This window comes from Dolichospermum flos-aquae CCAP 1403/13F (assembly GCF_012516395.1).
In the GTDB taxonomy this organism is placed as follows: Bacteria; Cyanobacteriota; Cyanobacteriia; order Cyanobacteriales; family Nostocaceae; genus Dolichospermum; species Dolichospermum lemmermannii.
On the sequence record NZ_CP051206.1, the window covers coordinates 1,722,572 to 1,738,810 of the forward strand.

Consider the following 16,239-nt stretch of genomic DNA (forward strand, 5'->3'; position numbering starts at 1 on the left):
TTACAAATAAAACAATGTCAAATCATAAGAGTTCTCTAATATCTCCTTTGCATTCAATGGAAGCTGTTCTGCTTTCTGAACCTAGTGATACTTTATATCGTAAACTAACTACTTTGTCTGTAATCACCGAGTTTTTTCCAGACTATGCTGCAACCGGACAGTTGATTGAAGAACTAGTGAAACAGCTTGAGAAACAAGGAATCATAATTAGAGTATTCACTGGACAACCAGGGTACGCTTTTACTACGGCTAAAGCCCCAGCCTTAGAGCAATTAGGCAACATTCGCGTCCAAAGATCCCGATCTACTCAGCTTTGGTCTAAGAGGATTCGGGGGAAGGCTGTGAATGGTGTTTTGTTTACATTGCGGACTTTTCTCCATATTATCAAGAATGCTCGCAAAAATGATGTATTTCTATTAACTTCAGCACCTCCTTTTTTATCAATAGCCGGATATTTCGCTCATTTGTTATTAAAATTTCCCTATATATGCTTAATTTATGATCTATATCCGGATATTGCGATCGCTTTAGGCGTAGTTTCCAAAAAGCACTGGTTAGCTAAGTTTTGGTGGGCAGTCAACCGCCAGATTTGGCAAAAATCTAAAGGGATTATTGTTCTGAGTCCTGCTATGAAGGAGAGGGTAATAGCAATCTGTCCAGAGGTAGCTGATAAGGTGTCTGTGATTCACAGTTGGGGCGATTCTGAGTTAATTGTCCCCATTGCCAAAGAAAAAAACTGGTTTGCCAAACAACATAATTTGGACACCAAATTTACAATTCTTTATTCTGGTAATATGGGTCGGTGTCATGATACGGATACAATTTTGGCAACTGCTCAAAAATTACAAGATGAACCGATTCAATTCGTTTGTATTGGTGGTGGACCCAAACGTGAAAGCTTTATTCAAGATGTGACTCGTTTAGGATTAAAAAACTTTCTCTTTCTCCCCTATCAAGACAAAAGTGTGCTACCCTATTCCTTGACAGCTTGCGATTTATCCTTAGTCAGTGTAGAAGCAGGTTTAGAAAGTTTAGTTGCTCCTAGCAAACTCTATCCAGCTTTAGCTGCGGGAAGACCCATAGCAGCTATTTGTCCAAAAGATTCCTACTTGCGACAGCTAATAGCAGATGGTGAGTTTGGTATTAGCATTGACAATGGAGACAGTGATAGTCTATCTAAGTTTATTCTCAACTTAAAGAGCGATCGCCAACTTGCAGAAAAAATGGGTAATGCCTCCCGCGAATATTTGCAGTCAAACTTTACGCCAGAAATCATCGCTAAACAATACATCAATGTGTTAGAACAAGCTATAATTTGAAATGTCACTCCAGCGTTATCAACGTCAGTGTGTGAACAAATTCAGTAAATTTAAGACAACTCAGTTAACAAAATTTAATACCTCAGACGATGTTGAATCAGGAGTTGGGCTTTGATGGTCTTTTTGATCTCAGTCCCTCCCATGCAACCTTCTTACGATCTATTGTTTAGTTAGTGATCAGGAGGCCAAAGTGCAGAAAAGGTGTGAGCGAAATCGGAAACGTTCCCAACGCAGGGCTATCCATTGTCCCATACATAGCTGCTATATAGATAGTGTTAGCCAAAAACACGGACTATTTGCCGAACAAGCCGGACAACTACAAGAGCGGGGTATTCCTCGTCGAGAAGCGATGATTTTAGTCGCCAATAAAACTACAGTTTCTTTAACTGGTGAGTGGTTAGAGGCTTTTTGGTGCGAAGAGTGCCAAGAAACAAAATGGTATCATGTGCATAAGCATGGATCTAAGTATGAGATATCTCTTGCCCCAGCCGAACTTTGGCAACAAGCAACAGGTGTAATTCATCCCCATCGTAATCCTTCTGTGGGAGAATTTACCTATAGGCAATCTCGGATGCTTGGAGGTAACAGTGTTAAAGACTTCTGGGTAATGAATTGACATGAAAAAAGCTCTCATTTGTGGAGTATCTGGACAAGACGGCGCATATTTAGCAGAATTACTGCTAAAACAAGGCTATACAGTCTGTGGAACTTCCAGAGATGCCCAAATCTCCCCTTTCCAGAATTTAGTCCACTTAGGAATTAAAGACCAAGTAAAGCTGGAGTCAATGTCCTTGACTGACTTCCGTAGCGTCTTACAGGTACTGACAAAAATCCAACCAGATGAAGTCTATAATTTGGCCGGACAAACTTCCGTCGGTTTATCTTTTGGACAACCTGTAGAAACATTAGAAAGTATAGCTACAGGCACACTAAATTTATTAGAAGCCATTCGGTTTTTAGGCGCGACCATTAAACTTTATAATGCAGGTTCGAGTGAATGTTTTGGTGATACTGGCAATGTAGCAGCAGCAGAAAATACTCCATTCCGTCCCAGAAGTCCTTATGCTGTGGCTAAAGCTGCGGCTTTTTGGGAAGTAGCTAACTACCGAGAAGCTTACGGATTATTTGCCTGTTCTGGCATTTTATTTAATCATGAATCTCCCCTGCGTCCAGAAAGATTTGTCACTCAAAAAATTATTGCTACTGCCTGTCGGATTGCCCAAGGTAGTAAGGAAAAATTATATTTAGGTAATATGTCAATTCAGCGGGACTGGGGTTGGGCGCAGGAATATGTGGAAGCCATGTATTTAATGTTGCAACAATCACAGCCAGATGATTATGTAATTGCAACGGGAGAAAGCACTTCCCTGGAAGATTTTGTCGCGGCAGCATTTCTATCTTTAAACTTAGATTGGCATGATCATGTAGTAGTTGATAGTAGCCTGTTCAGACCTACAGATTTGGCTGTGGGTAGAGGTAATCCGAGTAAGGCTAAGAACCAGTTAGGATGGGAAGCTAGATATAAAATGCAGGATGTGGTGAAAATGATGGTAGACGCGAGATTAGAATCATGAAAAAAATCTGATCCAGTCGGGAACTTTTGCTAAAATAGTTAGGTGAAACATCGCTGAGATTAAAATCAAATATCAATATTTAAACTGTAATTGAGTAAGTAAAATGCCACCTACACAAGCAAATGGCGAAATTTATGAACAAGATTATCCGGAGTGGTTGGATATTACCCTTACCCAACTGCAAAATCGGGATTTAGAAAATATTGACTGGGAACATTTGATTGAGGAAATCACTGCATTGGGAAACGAACAAAAGCGTAAAGTAGAAAGTTACTTGAGAAAACTTATTAAGCATTTACTTCTTTATCAATATTGGGAAGCAGAGAGATTCTATTGTGCCAAAGGATGGATTGAAGAAATTGATAATTTTAGATCTGAATTAGATTTATTATTAGAGTCTAAAGTTCTTTATAATCATTCTGAAAAAATCATAGATAAAATTTACACCAAAGCTAGAAATAATACAATTCGTAAATCTGAACTATCTCCAACAATATTCCCGGAAACTTGTCCTTATTCTTTAACAGAAATTCTCAATCCTGAATGGTTGCCATCATAATATTTATTATGCAGGGCAAACGCACCTAAATTCTGTAATCCATGCCCAGCAAGGGTTTCAACCTTTAGTTACAAAAATTAACAATCGTCAAAACCTTTGTCCAGTAAGCATTCTAAAAATAAGATGCGCTTGCCCTGATTTATTATGTTTATAAACTTAGCCAAAACATTAAGCAAAATTAAGGTTATAAGAAATGGCTTATAGTGACTTTACTCTAGAGAGAATCACTAAAATATTTGGCATTAATATTGAAGAAAGAACAAATGTTTTCACTGCTTTCGACCAGTTAACAGTTGATGCTTTTTTTATCAAATACTTACAAAATAATATTCCCTTAGCTCAAGCAATTAGTACAGAGAAAGCCAAATCAGAAATGATTATTGCCCCTGTTTTAATTGAAGTAAGAAGATTATTAGATAATAAAATTAGTTTATTCTCAGGAATTGATTTTAATGTTAATATTGAGCAAGGTTTAAATGGATTTTGCGAGTTCTTAATCGGTCTATCATCTCAACAGTTATATGTGACATCTCCTGTGATTGCTTTGGTGGAGGCGAAAAATGATAATCTTAAACAAGGATTTGCTCAATGTATTGCCGAAATGATTGCTGCTGCTCAATTAAATCAATCGGAGGGAAATAATGTTGAAAATATTTATGGTTGTGTTACCAATGGCAATCAATGGGTGTTTTTGCAATTAACTGGTAATCTAGTGGTAGTTGATTTAGATGAGTATTATATAAATCAACCAGAAAAAATTATTAGTGTATTTGTGAGTCTAATTAAGTCAGAGTTCAATCGGAAGCAAATCTAGTTTTTGAAAGGAATTAGATTAACCTAACTGCTATTTAAAAACAGAAGACTACTGGTAATGCGATGCTTTATACCTACGTATCAGAAAACCGCATTGGTGATCATATTTGCTATTATTCCGATTTAACAAAAATGCGTGAACATTATCCTCACAGGGATATTACAATTTCCTTATAAGAGACAATTAAGCAGATAGTTGAATCTTGGCAACAGCGATTAAATACAGGAGATAATTAACGATGTATCAAAGCGATGTATATAGCAAACCCAGCTATGAGCCATTACCTCCTCAACAAACACTGCCAACGATGTATGATTTACCTAGCGAAGATCCAGAGGAGCCAGGGTTGCCAGACGAATTTCATCTTTTACAACCAGAATTATTGCGTAGAACTTTTCGTCCGCCTTCTTATGCAGAAGATAATGTATTTACAGGTAGTGACTTAAATTTATACTATGACAGCAAGCATACACAATGGTACAAACGCCCTGATTGGTTTGCAGTTTTGGGGGTATCCCGTTTTTATGAACAAACAGAACTAAGATTAAGTTATGTTACTTGGTATGAAGGAACATATCCCTTTGTGGTAATAGAACTAATATCTCCAGGAACAGAAAACGAAGACTTAGGGAGAAATAGAAATTTACGGGAAGTTAATCAACCACCCAATAAATGGACAGTATATGAGCAAATTCTCAGAATCCCCTATTATTTTGCCTATAACCGTTATACTGATGAATTTAACTGTTTTGGTTTGGTAATGAACCGTTATCAACCGCTCTCTATTAATGGATTAGGGGTATGGCTAGAAGAAGCTGAATTGGGTTTAGGATTATGGGAGGGAGAATATCAAGGACTAACTAGACAGTGGTTACGTTGGTATGATAAAGATAATAACTGGTTGCCTACACCAGAAGAGCGAGAAAAACAGCGGGCAGAACAGGAAAAACAACGGGCAGAACAGGAAAAGCAGCGGGCAGAACAGGAAAAACAACGGGCAGACTCTGCTGAATTAGAAGTAGCTAAATTACGACAATTGTTATGGGAACAAGGTATCAGCTTACCTAATGATCAATAGGGTTGAAAAATTGTCCGGTACAAAGGTAATCATTACTAATTTTATGTCTAAATCACCTCTCTACGAAACAGATTTCATGGATTGGTTAACTCAACAAAAATTAGCCTTAGCTAGCCGAGATATAACAGCTTTGGATTGGGAAAATTTGGCAGAAGAGTTAGATAGTATGGGCATTAGTGAAAAAAATGAGTTAAAAAATCGGTTAATAATTTTATTAACTCATTTGCTAAAATGGCAATACCAATCTTCTAAACGTTCTATTAGTTGGTTTACCACCATTGCCAACCAAAGAGATGATTTACAAGATTTACTCAATGAAAAACCAAGTTTAAAACAATATATTCCTGATATTTTACCCAAAGCTTATCGAAATGCGAGAAGAGAAGCATCAGCAGAAACAGGTTTAGTATTAAGTACGTTTTCAGAAATTTGTCCTTATGATATACAAGAAATATTAAATCCTGAATTCTTGTGTAACACTACAGATGATTTTGAAAAAGCTATGTAGTGAGCTAATCAATCATGTATCAGATAAATCCACCATTATCTTTCCATGAAACTTGTCCTTATTCTTTAAGAGAAATTCTCAATCCTGAATGGTTTCCATCATAATAGTTATTACAGCAGATTTCGCTCTAATGAGGTACAAACTTGAACCATGAAACTATTGTAGTGCGGGCATCTTGCCCGCTGGATATGTACCTCATAACACCGGAAAGTGCTGTATGATGTTTATAAACTCAGCTAAATATCAGGGCAAACGCACCTAAATTCTGTAATCCATGCCCAGCAAGGGTTTCAACCTTTAGTTACAAAAATTAACAATCGTCAAAACCTTTGTCCAGTAAGCATTCTAAAAATAAGATGCGCTTGCCCTGAGCTAAATATGAACGAAAAATACAATAGTGCCAAAGAATGGCGTAAAGCAAATTACCGAAAACTAAAACAATATCGTGGAGAATGGATTATTTACACTAAGGATGGTGTAATAGCTCATCACCAAGATTATAGAATCATGACACAGCAAATTGACCTTCAGAACTTAAAATCTTCTGACTACATCACTGAGCGTATCTACGAGAACGAATTTGTTGAGCCAGTGAAGTTTTTCCCAGTGCGTTTTAGAACAGTCAAAAAACATGATTGGCAGCCAAAATACGAAGTCTGTCTAACTTTTCAAAATTCTAAAATCCTGGAAATGCTTGTAGATTCTGGTTCGGATATTAGCCTAATTACATTTTATTTAGGCACAGACTTAGGATATGCCCTCTCTCAAGGAGAAGTTCTGAGTAATGGAGAAGGAGTAGGGGGGAGTGTACAATATGTACTCCGACAAGTTGAAATGCAGATTGATAATTATACCTTTTCTGCTCCTGTTGCCTGGTTACAAAATGAGGATTGCCAAGAAGTTTTATTGGGTAGGGAAGTTGTGTTTGATTTATTTGATATTGAATTTAAACAAGCTGAGGAGAAAATCCTATTCAAATATAGGGGATAACTACTGGCAACTTATAAAATAAGTGTGTTATAAGTGAGCTAATAATATACTATGGGTGGGTAATTTGGCTACTTCTATAATTAAATGCTAAATTTAGCCTAATCTTGAGATATATAAGCCGTCAAATCAATAATTTTCAAATTGATAAATTAATACTTATGTCAGATGCAGTTATTCGCGTTGAAAACCTTGGCAAAAAATATATTATTGGCCATCAACAGCAGGAACGTTATACAGCACTGCGAGATGTGATTACTAATAAGGTTAAATCTATTGGTAGTTTACTAAATCCGCAAGCTAAGAATGAAAATCCGGCTTTTGAGGAATTTTGGGCTTTAAAGGATGTATCTTTTGAGATTAAACAAGGTGATAGAGTTGGGATTATTGGCCGCAATGGGGCGGGAAAATCAACGCTATTGAAGATTTTAAGCCGCATTACAGAACCGACAAAAGGGAGTATTAAAATTAAGGGCAGGGTTGCCAGTTTATTGGAGGTGGGAACAGGGTTTCATCCAGAGTTGACAGGGAGAGAGAATATATTTCTCAATTGAGATATTGATCAGAAGGCCAAAGTACAGAAAAAATCTGACCAAAATCTGGAACTTTGTCTACAAGGCATCTAATATTGTCAGTAATTAGGCGATTAAAGAAATAAATATAATTGGAAGATTTTAAGGTGAAGAAACCAAGTGCATTGTCTAATAAAGTTATTTACACCCCCGAAAGCCGGATTCGTCACCCAAAGCAACTATTACAGGAGATGGTAAGGGATTTACTGGCTTCTAGGGAATTAGCATGGCGGTTATTAGTGCGAGATATTAGCGCCCAATATCGTCAGTCTTTGTTGGGTGTGTTGTGGGCGTTTTTCCCACCAATTATCACAGCCTTGGGGCTGGTAGTTGCCAAAAATGCTGGGGCTGTAAATATTGGTATGACGGATATTCCCTATCCGGCTTATGTGATGTTTAGTATGTCACTATGGCAGACCTTTGTGGAGGCTTTGAATGGTCCTTTGGCGGCTGTGGGTGGGGCTAGGTCAATGCTGGCAAAAATTAACTTCCCCAAGGAAGCGATTATTTTGGCTAAATTAGGCGAAGTGTTTTTTAATTTTGGTATTAAGTTAATTTTTATTGTCGGGTTATTCCTGTGGTTTAAGATTCCCGTTACCTGGAGTGTGTTGCTAGCGCCTGTAGCTTTGATTCATTTGATCATCTTAGGAACAGCAATTGGCTTACTTCTTGCCCCTTTGGGGACTTTGTATGGGGATGTGGGCAGGGTGATACCGTTAATTGTTACGCCTTGGATGTTGTTAACTCCTGTGATTTTTCCCGTTCCTAAGCAAGGGTGGTTTAGTGTGGTAGTGAGTTGGAATCCCGTTACACCATTGTTGGTTACAGCCAGGGATTTGGCGATAAGTGGAGTGGTATCCAATCCCACTGGATTTTGGCTAGTGAGTGGTTTGAGTTTTGTGTTGTTATTTGTGGCTTGGATTTTGTATCGGTTGTCAATGCCGTTTATTGTTGAAAGAATGAGTTCTTAGAATTTCTTAATTTTAAATTAATGTATTATGTTAAACACAGAAGAGCAGAATTTACACCATCACACAAATGACGGGGAAGTTTTAGTCAGGGTTGAAAATGTATCAAAGAAGTTTTGCCGTAGTCTCAAGAAGTCTCTGTGGTATGGGGTGCAGGATATTGGCTCAGAGATGATGGGAATCAAGTATGACCATGAACTTAGACCCGATGAGTTTTGGTCAGTGAAAGATGTAAGTTTTGAGTTACGTCGTGGGGAGTGTTTGGGGTTAGTTGGTCGTAATGGTGCAGGAAAGAGTACGCTTTTGAGAATGTTGAATGGCTTGATTAAGCCGGATCGCGGTTTCATTGAAATGCAGGGGCGAGTGGGGGCGTTGATTGCCCTAGGAACAGGGTTTAACCCAATTTTGACTGGTCGGGAAAACATTTATGTCAATGGCTCTGTTTTGGGACTTAGCAAAACAGAGATTGATGGAAAAATTGAAGAAATTATTGAATTTGCTGGGATTGAAGGTTTTATTGATTCGCCAGTACAAGGCTATAGTTCAGGTATGCAGGTACGATTGGGTTTTGCTGTGGCGACGGCTCTTTCCCCCGATGTGCTAATTTTAGATGAGGTATTAGCGGTTGGTGATGCGGCATTCCGCAATAAGTGTTACCGAAGAATTGCCAATGTACGTAAAAATGCGGCGGTTATTTTTGTTTCACATAGCATGGAGCAAGTAGCGCGAATTTGTGACAAGGTACTAGTGATGTCTTTAGGGGAAGTTGCTTTTTCAGGAAGCTTAGAACAAGGAATAGCGGTTTATGATCGGCTCAATGATGATGGGGAAGAGCAGGATGAGTCTTTTCTATCAGTAAGTGATCCGTTGACTTATTTTCAAGCTCAACTATCCCATGATGTTTTGTCTTCTGGCTCTCCTCTAAATATTCAATTTTCTATTGAAAGTTCTGATTTCTTAGAAGATTTTGTCTTGCGTATAATTTTTTATGATGTTTCTGGGGCTTTTGCCGCTGATTGTAACTTTTTTGCGCGTGACCATAAAATTCCACCTCTATCTGGAATTTCCCATTGGGATGTTTCTCTTAGCTCTATCCCCTTAAAAAATGGAGTTTATCGGATTAGTTTCAATATCATTGATAGGCAGGGTGCGCTTGTCGTTTGGTCTTATAAACAGCAAAAAATAAAAATAGTGGATGCCTATCCTGGGGCAAATGCTAATTGCCAATTACAATTAGGACATTGGCTGACCTAATTTCATCAGACTAATAGCAATAAATAACAACTATACTATTTAACTATGATTAAGTTACTAGATTGTACTCTGCGAGATGGCGGATATTACAATGCTTGGGATTTTGATCAAGCTTTAATCGAAGACTATCTTCTGGCGATGAACGCAATATCTGTTGACTTTGTGGAGTTGGGTTTTCGAGGATTTGCCCAAGATGGTTTTCGGGGCGGATGCGCTTACACCACTGATAGTTTCATTCGGGGATTGTCTATCCCTGATGGACTAAAAATCGGGGTGATGGTGAATGCCAGTGAGATTGTTAATCATCCAGATGGTGTGGAGCAAGCACTAGCCAAATTGTTTGCTCCTGCGGTTGATTCTCCTGTACTGTTGGTACGAATACCTTGCCATTTTTATGAATTTGAAGCGACTTTAGTGGGTTGTCGCTGGCTCAAGGAGCAAGGTTATCAAGTTGGCATTAATCTCATGCAGATTGCCGATCGCTCTTTAGAGGAAATAGAGCAGTTAGCCCATCTGGCCAGCCGATACCCTCTGGATGTACTGTATTTCGCCGATAGTATGGGCAGTATGAATCCTGGGCAAACTACAGAAATTATTAGAGCTTTGCGTCAAGGCTGGCATAGAGAATTAGGTATTCATACTCACGATAACATGGGGCGGGCATTAGCCAATTCGCTTCAGGCGGTGGCAGATGGCGTTACCTGGATTGATGGCACGGTGACGGGTATGGGGCGAGGAGCAGGAAATGTGAAGACGGAGTATCTCGCGGTGGAGTTGGAAACCCTGCGGTCAGATCGCCCCTGCAATATTACGCCTTTGATGACGGCCATTCGCCGATATTTTGGTCCGATGCAACATTACTATGGTTGGGGAACTAATACTTATTACTATTTGGCTGGTAAGTATGGCATCCACCCAACGTATATTCAATCCATGCTGACGGATAGTCGTTATGGCGAGGAAGATTTATTAGCTGTTATTGATCACCTAAAAAATTCTGGTGGCAAGAAGTTTAGCTTGAATACGCTGGAATCTGCACGACACTTTTATGTCGGTGAGCCAATGGGAAGTTGGTCACCAGCCAGTTTAATTGCTGGGCGTGAAGTTCTGATTTTGGGTACTGGACCTGGTGTTAAAAAGCATCAACGCGCATTAGCAGATTACATCCATCGTTATCAACCGATTGTCATTGCCCTCAATACTCAAACCCATCTAGAGCCGAAGTTGATTGATCTGCGAGTGGCTTGTCATCCAGTACGGTTATTGGCAGACTGTGCAGAGCATATCAGATTACCTCAGCCCTTGGTAACGCCAGTTTCAATGTTACCTGAAGATATTCTTGCTGAATTGGCAGGCAAGAAGCTACTGGATTTTGGTTTAGCGGTACAGCCTGACACGTTTGAGTTTGCGGAGAATTATTGTGTGTTGCCGACATCAATGGTAATTGCTTATGCTTTGGCGATAGCTACCAGTGGTAAAGCTTCACAGATTCTCCTGGCTGGCTTTGATGGTTATAGTGCTGATGATCCTCGTAATCATGAAATGGATGTGTTACTTGGGCGTTACGTACGAGTATCTAAATCGGTACCTATTACAGCTGTAACGCCTAGTCGATATCAGATATCCCAAGGTTCTATTTACTCATTGATTGTCTAATCATCATCTAATGAAACAAGATATAAGTTTTTTTCTTCCTGTTAGAAAAGGGTCTCAAAGAGTTGAAAATAAAAATACTCGCCCATTTTCAAATGTTAGCGGCGGTTTACTTGAAATTAAGTTAAAACAACTTTTAGAATGTGATTTTTGTAAAGAAATTGTTCTATCAACAAATGATGAAAAATCAATAGAAATCGCAAATACATTAAACTATTTAAATAAAATACGCATAGAGCGTAGACCAGAGCATTTATGTCAGTCAAATACTTTAGTTCAAGACTTAATTAGATACGTACCGAAAGTGATGCAAACCGAGCATATATTTTGGGTTCATGCAACTTCACCCTTTGTAGATGCTAATGACTACTTTCAGGCAGTATCCCAATATTATGATGCATTAGATTGTGACTATGATTCACTCATGAGTGTTACAAAACACCACTTTTTTATGTGGGATGCTCTAGAGAAGAAAATAGCGAATACTGATGATACTAAAGGACTATGGCCAAACACTCAAGATCTTGATCCCATATATGAGATTAACAATGCTTTTTTTATTTCTAGTAAGAAAAATTATCAGAAGTTTCAAAATCGAATAGGTATAAATCCCAAGCTTTATGAGTTGGAAAAAATCAAGAATATCGATATTGATTGGGAAGATGATTTTCTGATAGCTGAAATCTTATACAGTCAGTCGTACTCAATTTAAATAGGATTTAGTGTAATCTCAAGGGTACCTCGTAAAATAGAGATGCTTATTGAGAAAAGCCTGATATGCCGTGGTTGATTTTCGCAATTAGGCAATTGATCGAGGTTTCCTAATGTTTTTTCATTTGTTGATAGACATTTTTATTCTTGCCTCGAAGTTCTATAATTAATATAATTATCGTAAGGATATGCCAATACAGCCTATAGAGTTTTACTCGTGTTTCGTTTTTGACTGTGATGGTGTTATCCTTGACTCCAATCAGGTCAAAACCCAAGCTTTTTATCGGGCTGCACTCCCTTATGGGGAAACTGTAGCTCAGTCCCTAGTTGATTATCATATTCAAAATGGGGGCATTTCTCGCTATCGAAAATTTGAATATTTTCTACAAAATATTATTGGTGTTGGCATTGACCAAAAACCTCTTAACGAACTTCTGTCAACCTATGGGGCTCACGTTCGAGAAGGTTTACTAAACTGTACAATTGCTCCAGGGATTCAGGAGTTACGTCAAGCATTGCCTGACACTTGTTGGCTTGTAGCATCTGGCGGAGATCAAGCTGAATTACATGATGTTTTTGAAAAACGAGGTATCAGTCACTTATTCAACGGTGGGATTTTCGGTAGCCCTGACACCAAAGAACAAATTTTGCTAAGGGAGAAAGAGCTAGGTAATATCCAATTTCCTGCTCTATTTCTGGGCGATAGCCGCTATGACTATATTGCTGCCACTAAAGCTGAACTTGACTTCATTTTTATTTCTGGCTGGACTGAAATGAAAGACTGGCAAGAGTTTTGCAAGACGCTTAAATTGCAACAGATGGATTCCATCTCCGCTCTGGTTTTTGATCTGTAAAGCTCCTTATTTAAGAAAGTCGAAAGACTCTATTAACCTATTCTTTAAACCAAGGAATAGAGAATCAAAGATTCACTAGTCAACTCAATCTTTAAAAATGCTGAATCAAATCAAACAAAAGACTAAGTCTGCTATATTAAGCCTACCCAATCTAAAAAGATGGATTAAGAGTATAGCCGATCAAGAAAGATTTGAAGGAAAAATTGAAGGAAAAATTGAAGAAGATGAAACTTACTTCAGACATATAAGAAATAAGTTTAAAGGTCAACGAGGATTTGTGATTGGAAATGGCCCAAGCTTAAAACTGGAAGATTTAGAAAAACTAAATTCAGAAATAACTATAGCTTCAAATAAAATCTTTTTGGCTTTTGATCAAGTAACTTGGCGTCCTAGCTACTACACAACTGCAGATCTCTTGGAATGGGAAAAAGTAAAATATCTTCTTCATCACCATTTTGATGTTGTGCACATCCCTAATTACTTAAGCCCTGCAGGATCGCAGTGCCCGACTCGATGGTTCAAACATTTGGGACTGGCAGGGGAAGATAATGCAGAAGCGAATGAACGAAGCCACATTCATTTCTCTGCGGATCTTAGCCTAGGTGCTTTTGGAGGGTGTACGGTCACCATGGAGAATTTGCAGCTCGCAGTTCACCTCGGCTTAGATCCTATTTATATTATTGGCTGTGATCACTATTACAAAGGTGAAAAAGGATCTAGAGATATCCCTATTAATGCAAGTCAAGAAAAAAACCACTTTATTAAGAACTACAGAGAACCAGGAGAAGTTACTAACCCAGCTATGACAGAAATTATGACTAAGGCTTATTATGAAGCATATAAATTCTCCATAGCTAACTCAATCAATATTTTTAATGCTACCAGAGGCGGCTTTCTGGAAATTTTCCCGAGAGTTGACTTCGACTCCTTATTTTAAAAGAAATGATGCCATCTAAAAATCACACGCCCAAAGTTTCTATTCTTTTACCTAATTTAAATACCAGCAAATATTTACCAGCGAGATTTGAATCAATTCAAGCCCAAACCTTCACTGATTGGGAAACGATTGTTGTTGATAGTTACTCAAGCGATGGAGCCTGGGAGCTAATTCAGCAATATGCTCAAAATGATCCACGAATACTCATCTCCCAAGCTCCTAGAGAAGGAATTTATGCTGGACTAAATCGGTGCATAAATCTTGCAAAAGGGGAATATATTTATATAGCGACCAGCGATGACACAATGATGCCTAATTTTCTTGAGGAAATGGTTGCCGCACTAGACACTTATACCCAATGCAGTTTAGCCCATTGCTGTTTAACGTTTATTGATGAATTTGGAAAGCCGATTAAGCCTAATCCATGGGATGAATATTATTCATCTCTATATTATGGAGAAATGTTGAAAAAATTTCATATTCGCCAAGCCCCTTTGGATGGTATCTTACATTGTTTTCTGTTGACTGCTTATACATCTTTAACACAGTTATTAATAAGAAGATCTCTCTTTGAAAAAGTTGGGAACTTTTCAACACGCTATGGTTCGATGGCTGACTTTGGATGGGGAATGAAAGCCTCATTAGTTTGTGATACCATTCATATCCCTAAGTATTTAGCCACATGGAGAAGACATCCAGAACAGGCAACTTTAGATGCTGATTCAATGAGTCCTAGTTACTACTATTCTTTGATTGAGATGATTCATGAAGCAGTCTCCTTAGGGATAAGTGCTAACCCTGGAATCGAAAGATACTTTTCTAGGATGAATGAGATGAGCTATGTATATAATCACCTAGCTTTTGATCTTCAAATTAGAGGTGCGAAAAATAGGCTAGAAAAAATCCCTCTAATACTTAAAATAATTCCTGCTCAATTAGATATTTTTTTAGATAGATATGTTCTCAGAAAAGCGCTACCAGATCGCTTGAAATATGCACGAAAGATAATTGCGAAATTTAATTTATCGAGAAGACTTATTCAGCTATCTTAAGCTCATTTAACTTTCAACTCATTTAAGAACATATCGCCTACAACCTTATATTAATTTGTGTATGAAACCGCCAACATTAAAAATCGCAGTATGGCATAACTTACCTAGCGGTGGTGGCAAAAGAGCTTTATTCCACCATGTAAAAGGATTGGTCGAGCGTGGACATACAGTAGAATCATGGTGTCCGCCCACTGCGGATCAAACATATCTTCCTCTTGGTGATCTGATCAAAGAAAGTATAGTCCCGTTGGCAGAAACTCAACCAAAAGCTGGACGGATTGCCAACTTATTGAGTCCCTATCAAACGATGGTTGACAAGATTCAGGCAATGGATATTCACTGTCAACAATGTGCAGAAGAAATAAATAAGGGTGATTTTGATGTTCTTTTTGCCAACGCTTGTACTTTTTTCAGGACAACCTCAATCGCCAGATATGTAAATATCCCAAAGTTTCTCTATTTACAAGAGCCTTATCGCTGGTTATACGAAGCTTTACCAAAATTACCTTGGTTAGCTTTACCGCCTTTTGATAAGCCTTGGTGGACTTCACGCAGTTATTCATTGGCATTTCTAAGAAATCAAATTGAAGTGCAGGGATTTAGAGTTCAAGCTCGTGAAGAGTTGCTAAATGCTGAAGCATTCGATTTGATTTTAGTAAATTCGCTTTTTAGCCGTGAAAGTGTTCAAAGGGCTTATGGAATTGATTCCAAGGTTTGTTATTTGGGAGTTGACGCTGAACTCTTTAAGCCATTGAATCTGCCACGTCAAAAAAGTGTTGTTGGACTAGGGTCGATATATATAGGAAAAGGCTTAGAAAGAGCCGTTAATGCCGTTGCTACTATTGAGAAAAAAGATAGGCCTTCATTGGTCTGGATTGGAAACTTTTCGGATTTATCCTATCAAAATGAAATCATAAAACTTGCCACATCTATGGGGGTGGAATTTATTCCAAAAGTTAGAGTGTCAGATGATGAAGTTGTTAAATTACTAAACGAAGCTTCAGTCATGCTTTACACGCCTATTTTAGAGCCATTTGGCTTTGCTCCTCTTGAAGCTAATGCCTGCGGTACTCCTGTGGTGGCGATCGCCGAAGGTGGGATCAGAGAAACAATCAAAGATGGAATAAATGGTTTTTTAATTAATGGAAATGAGCCTGTTGAGATGGGAAAAGCGATTTCAAAAATATTAAACAATAAGGAGTTAGCTGATAACATGGGTAAGAATGCAAGAAGTTATGTATTAGAGCAATGGAGTTGGGAAAGAGGAATTGATCGTCTAGAAAAGTGCATTCTTAACTTGCTTTGCCAAAAAGCATAGTTGGTTTATTTGTGATTTATATAGCTCAAAAACTTGTTCAAAAGTATATTTTAAGCACATAGTCTAGAATCATTATGTCTG

17 protein-coding genes and 1 pseudogene are annotated in these 16,239 nt (G+C 38.2%); all 18 read left to right on the forward strand.

Features of this window, described 5'->3' with window-relative positions:
• Positions 1 to 56 precede the first annotated feature (56 nt).
• The 18 genes and pseudogenes from HGD76_RS08405 (at position 57) to HGD76_RS08490 (ending at position 16,158) form a co-directional block, all read left to right on the forward strand.
• Positions 57 to 1,319 (forward strand): glycosyltransferase family 4 protein, encoded by a 1,263-nt coding sequence (locus HGD76_RS08405; RefSeq protein WP_233467226.1) that lies wholly within the window; start codon positions 57 to 59, stop codon positions 1,317 to 1,319.
• Positions 1,320 to 1,509: 190 nt separating this feature from the next.
• Entirely contained in the window at positions 1,510 to 1,935 is a 426-nt protein-coding gene (locus HGD76_RS08410; RefSeq protein ID WP_168695501.1) for a hypothetical protein, read from the forward strand.
• Position 1,936: 1 nt separating this feature from the next.
• Positions 1,937 to 2,893, forward strand: coding sequence for a GDP-mannose 4,6-dehydratase (locus tag HGD76_RS08415; protein WP_148764152.1), 957 nt, complete (start codon positions 1,937 to 1,939; stop codon positions 2,891 to 2,893).
• 103 nt (positions 2,894 to 2,996) lie between these two features.
• Positions 2,997 to 3,452, forward strand: a complete 456-nt coding sequence (locus HGD76_RS08420) for a DUF29 domain-containing protein (RefSeq protein WP_168695502.1) — start codon at positions 2,997 to 2,999, stop codon at positions 3,450 to 3,452.
• Positions 3,453 to 3,645: 193 nt separating this feature from the next.
• Positions 3,646 to 4,266 carry a hypothetical protein gene (locus HGD76_RS08425; protein ID WP_168695503.1) on the forward strand — a complete coding sequence of 207 codons (621 nt, stop codon included), beginning with the start codon at positions 3,646 to 3,648 and terminating at the stop codon, positions 4,264 to 4,266.
• Positions 4,267 to 4,504: 238 nt separating this feature from the next.
• Positions 4,505 to 5,344: a Uma2 family endonuclease gene (locus tag HGD76_RS08435; protein ID WP_168695504.1), complete on the forward strand. Its 840-nt coding sequence runs from the start codon at positions 4,505 to 4,507 to the stop codon at positions 5,342 to 5,344.
• 43 nt (positions 5,345 to 5,387) lie between these two features.
• Complete coding sequence (locus HGD76_RS08440; RefSeq protein ID WP_168695505.1) at positions 5,388 to 5,852, forward strand: DUF29 domain-containing protein; 465 nt, start codon at positions 5,388 to 5,390, stop codon at positions 5,850 to 5,852.
• A gap of 14 nt (positions 5,853 to 5,866) precedes the next feature.
• On the forward strand, positions 5,867 to 5,956 hold the full coding sequence (locus HGD76_RS25265) for a DUF29 domain-containing protein (protein WP_233467111.1): 90 nt from the start codon (positions 5,867 to 5,869) through the stop codon (positions 5,954 to 5,956).
• Between the two features lie 274 nt (positions 5,957 to 6,230).
• Complete coding sequence (locus HGD76_RS08445; protein ID WP_028091101.1) at positions 6,231 to 6,842, forward strand: retropepsin-like aspartic protease; 612 nt, start codon at positions 6,231 to 6,233, stop codon at positions 6,840 to 6,842.
• Positions 6,843 to 7,000: 158 nt separating this feature from the next.
• Positions 7,001 to 7,390: pseudogene (locus HGD76_RS08450) on the forward strand (ABC transporter ATP-binding protein); the annotation flags it as partial.
• Positions 7,391 to 7,602: 212 nt separating this feature from the next.
• A complete protein-coding gene (locus HGD76_RS08455; protein WP_168697399.1) occupies positions 7,603 to 8,382 on the forward strand; it encodes an ABC transporter permease in 780 nt (259 codons plus the stop codon).
• 147 nt (positions 8,383 to 8,529) lie between these two features.
• Complete coding sequence (locus HGD76_RS08460) at positions 8,530 to 9,633, forward strand: ABC transporter ATP-binding protein (protein ID WP_233467119.1); 1,104 nt, start codon at positions 8,530 to 8,532, stop codon at positions 9,631 to 9,633.
• 138 nt (positions 9,634 to 9,771) lie between these two features.
• Positions 9,772 to 11,289, forward strand: a complete 1,518-nt coding sequence (locus HGD76_RS08465) for a hydroxymethylglutaryl-CoA lyase-like TIM-barrel protein (RefSeq protein WP_210967744.1) — start codon at positions 9,772 to 9,774, stop codon at positions 11,287 to 11,289.
• Positions 11,290 to 11,299: 10 nt separating this feature from the next.
• Positions 11,300 to 11,998 (forward strand): acylneuraminate cytidylyltransferase family protein, encoded by a 699-nt coding sequence (locus tag HGD76_RS08470; RefSeq protein WP_168695508.1) that lies wholly within the window; start codon positions 11,300 to 11,302, stop codon positions 11,996 to 11,998.
• 187 nt (positions 11,999 to 12,185) lie between these two features.
• Positions 12,186 to 12,851 carry an HAD family hydrolase gene (locus HGD76_RS08475; protein WP_168695509.1) on the forward strand — a complete coding sequence of 222 codons (666 nt, stop codon included), beginning with the start codon at positions 12,186 to 12,188 and terminating at the stop codon, positions 12,849 to 12,851.
• 97 nt (positions 12,852 to 12,948) lie between these two features.
• The gene (locus HGD76_RS08480; RefSeq protein ID WP_168695510.1) at positions 12,949 to 13,788 is read left to right on the forward strand and encodes a 6-hydroxymethylpterin diphosphokinase MptE-like protein; all 840 of its coding nucleotides are present in this window, start codon (positions 12,949 to 12,951) and stop codon (positions 13,786 to 13,788) included.
• Between the two features lie 5 nt (positions 13,789 to 13,793).
• A complete protein-coding gene (locus HGD76_RS08485; protein WP_168695511.1) occupies positions 13,794 to 14,840 on the forward strand; it encodes a glycosyltransferase family 2 protein in 1,047 nt (348 codons plus the stop codon).
• Positions 14,841 to 14,901: 61 nt separating this feature from the next.
• On the forward strand, positions 14,902 to 16,158 hold the full coding sequence (locus HGD76_RS08490) for a glycosyltransferase family 4 protein (protein ID WP_168695512.1): 1,257 nt from the start codon (positions 14,902 to 14,904) through the stop codon (positions 16,156 to 16,158).
• The last annotated feature ends 81 nt before the right edge of the window (positions 16,159 to 16,239 follow it).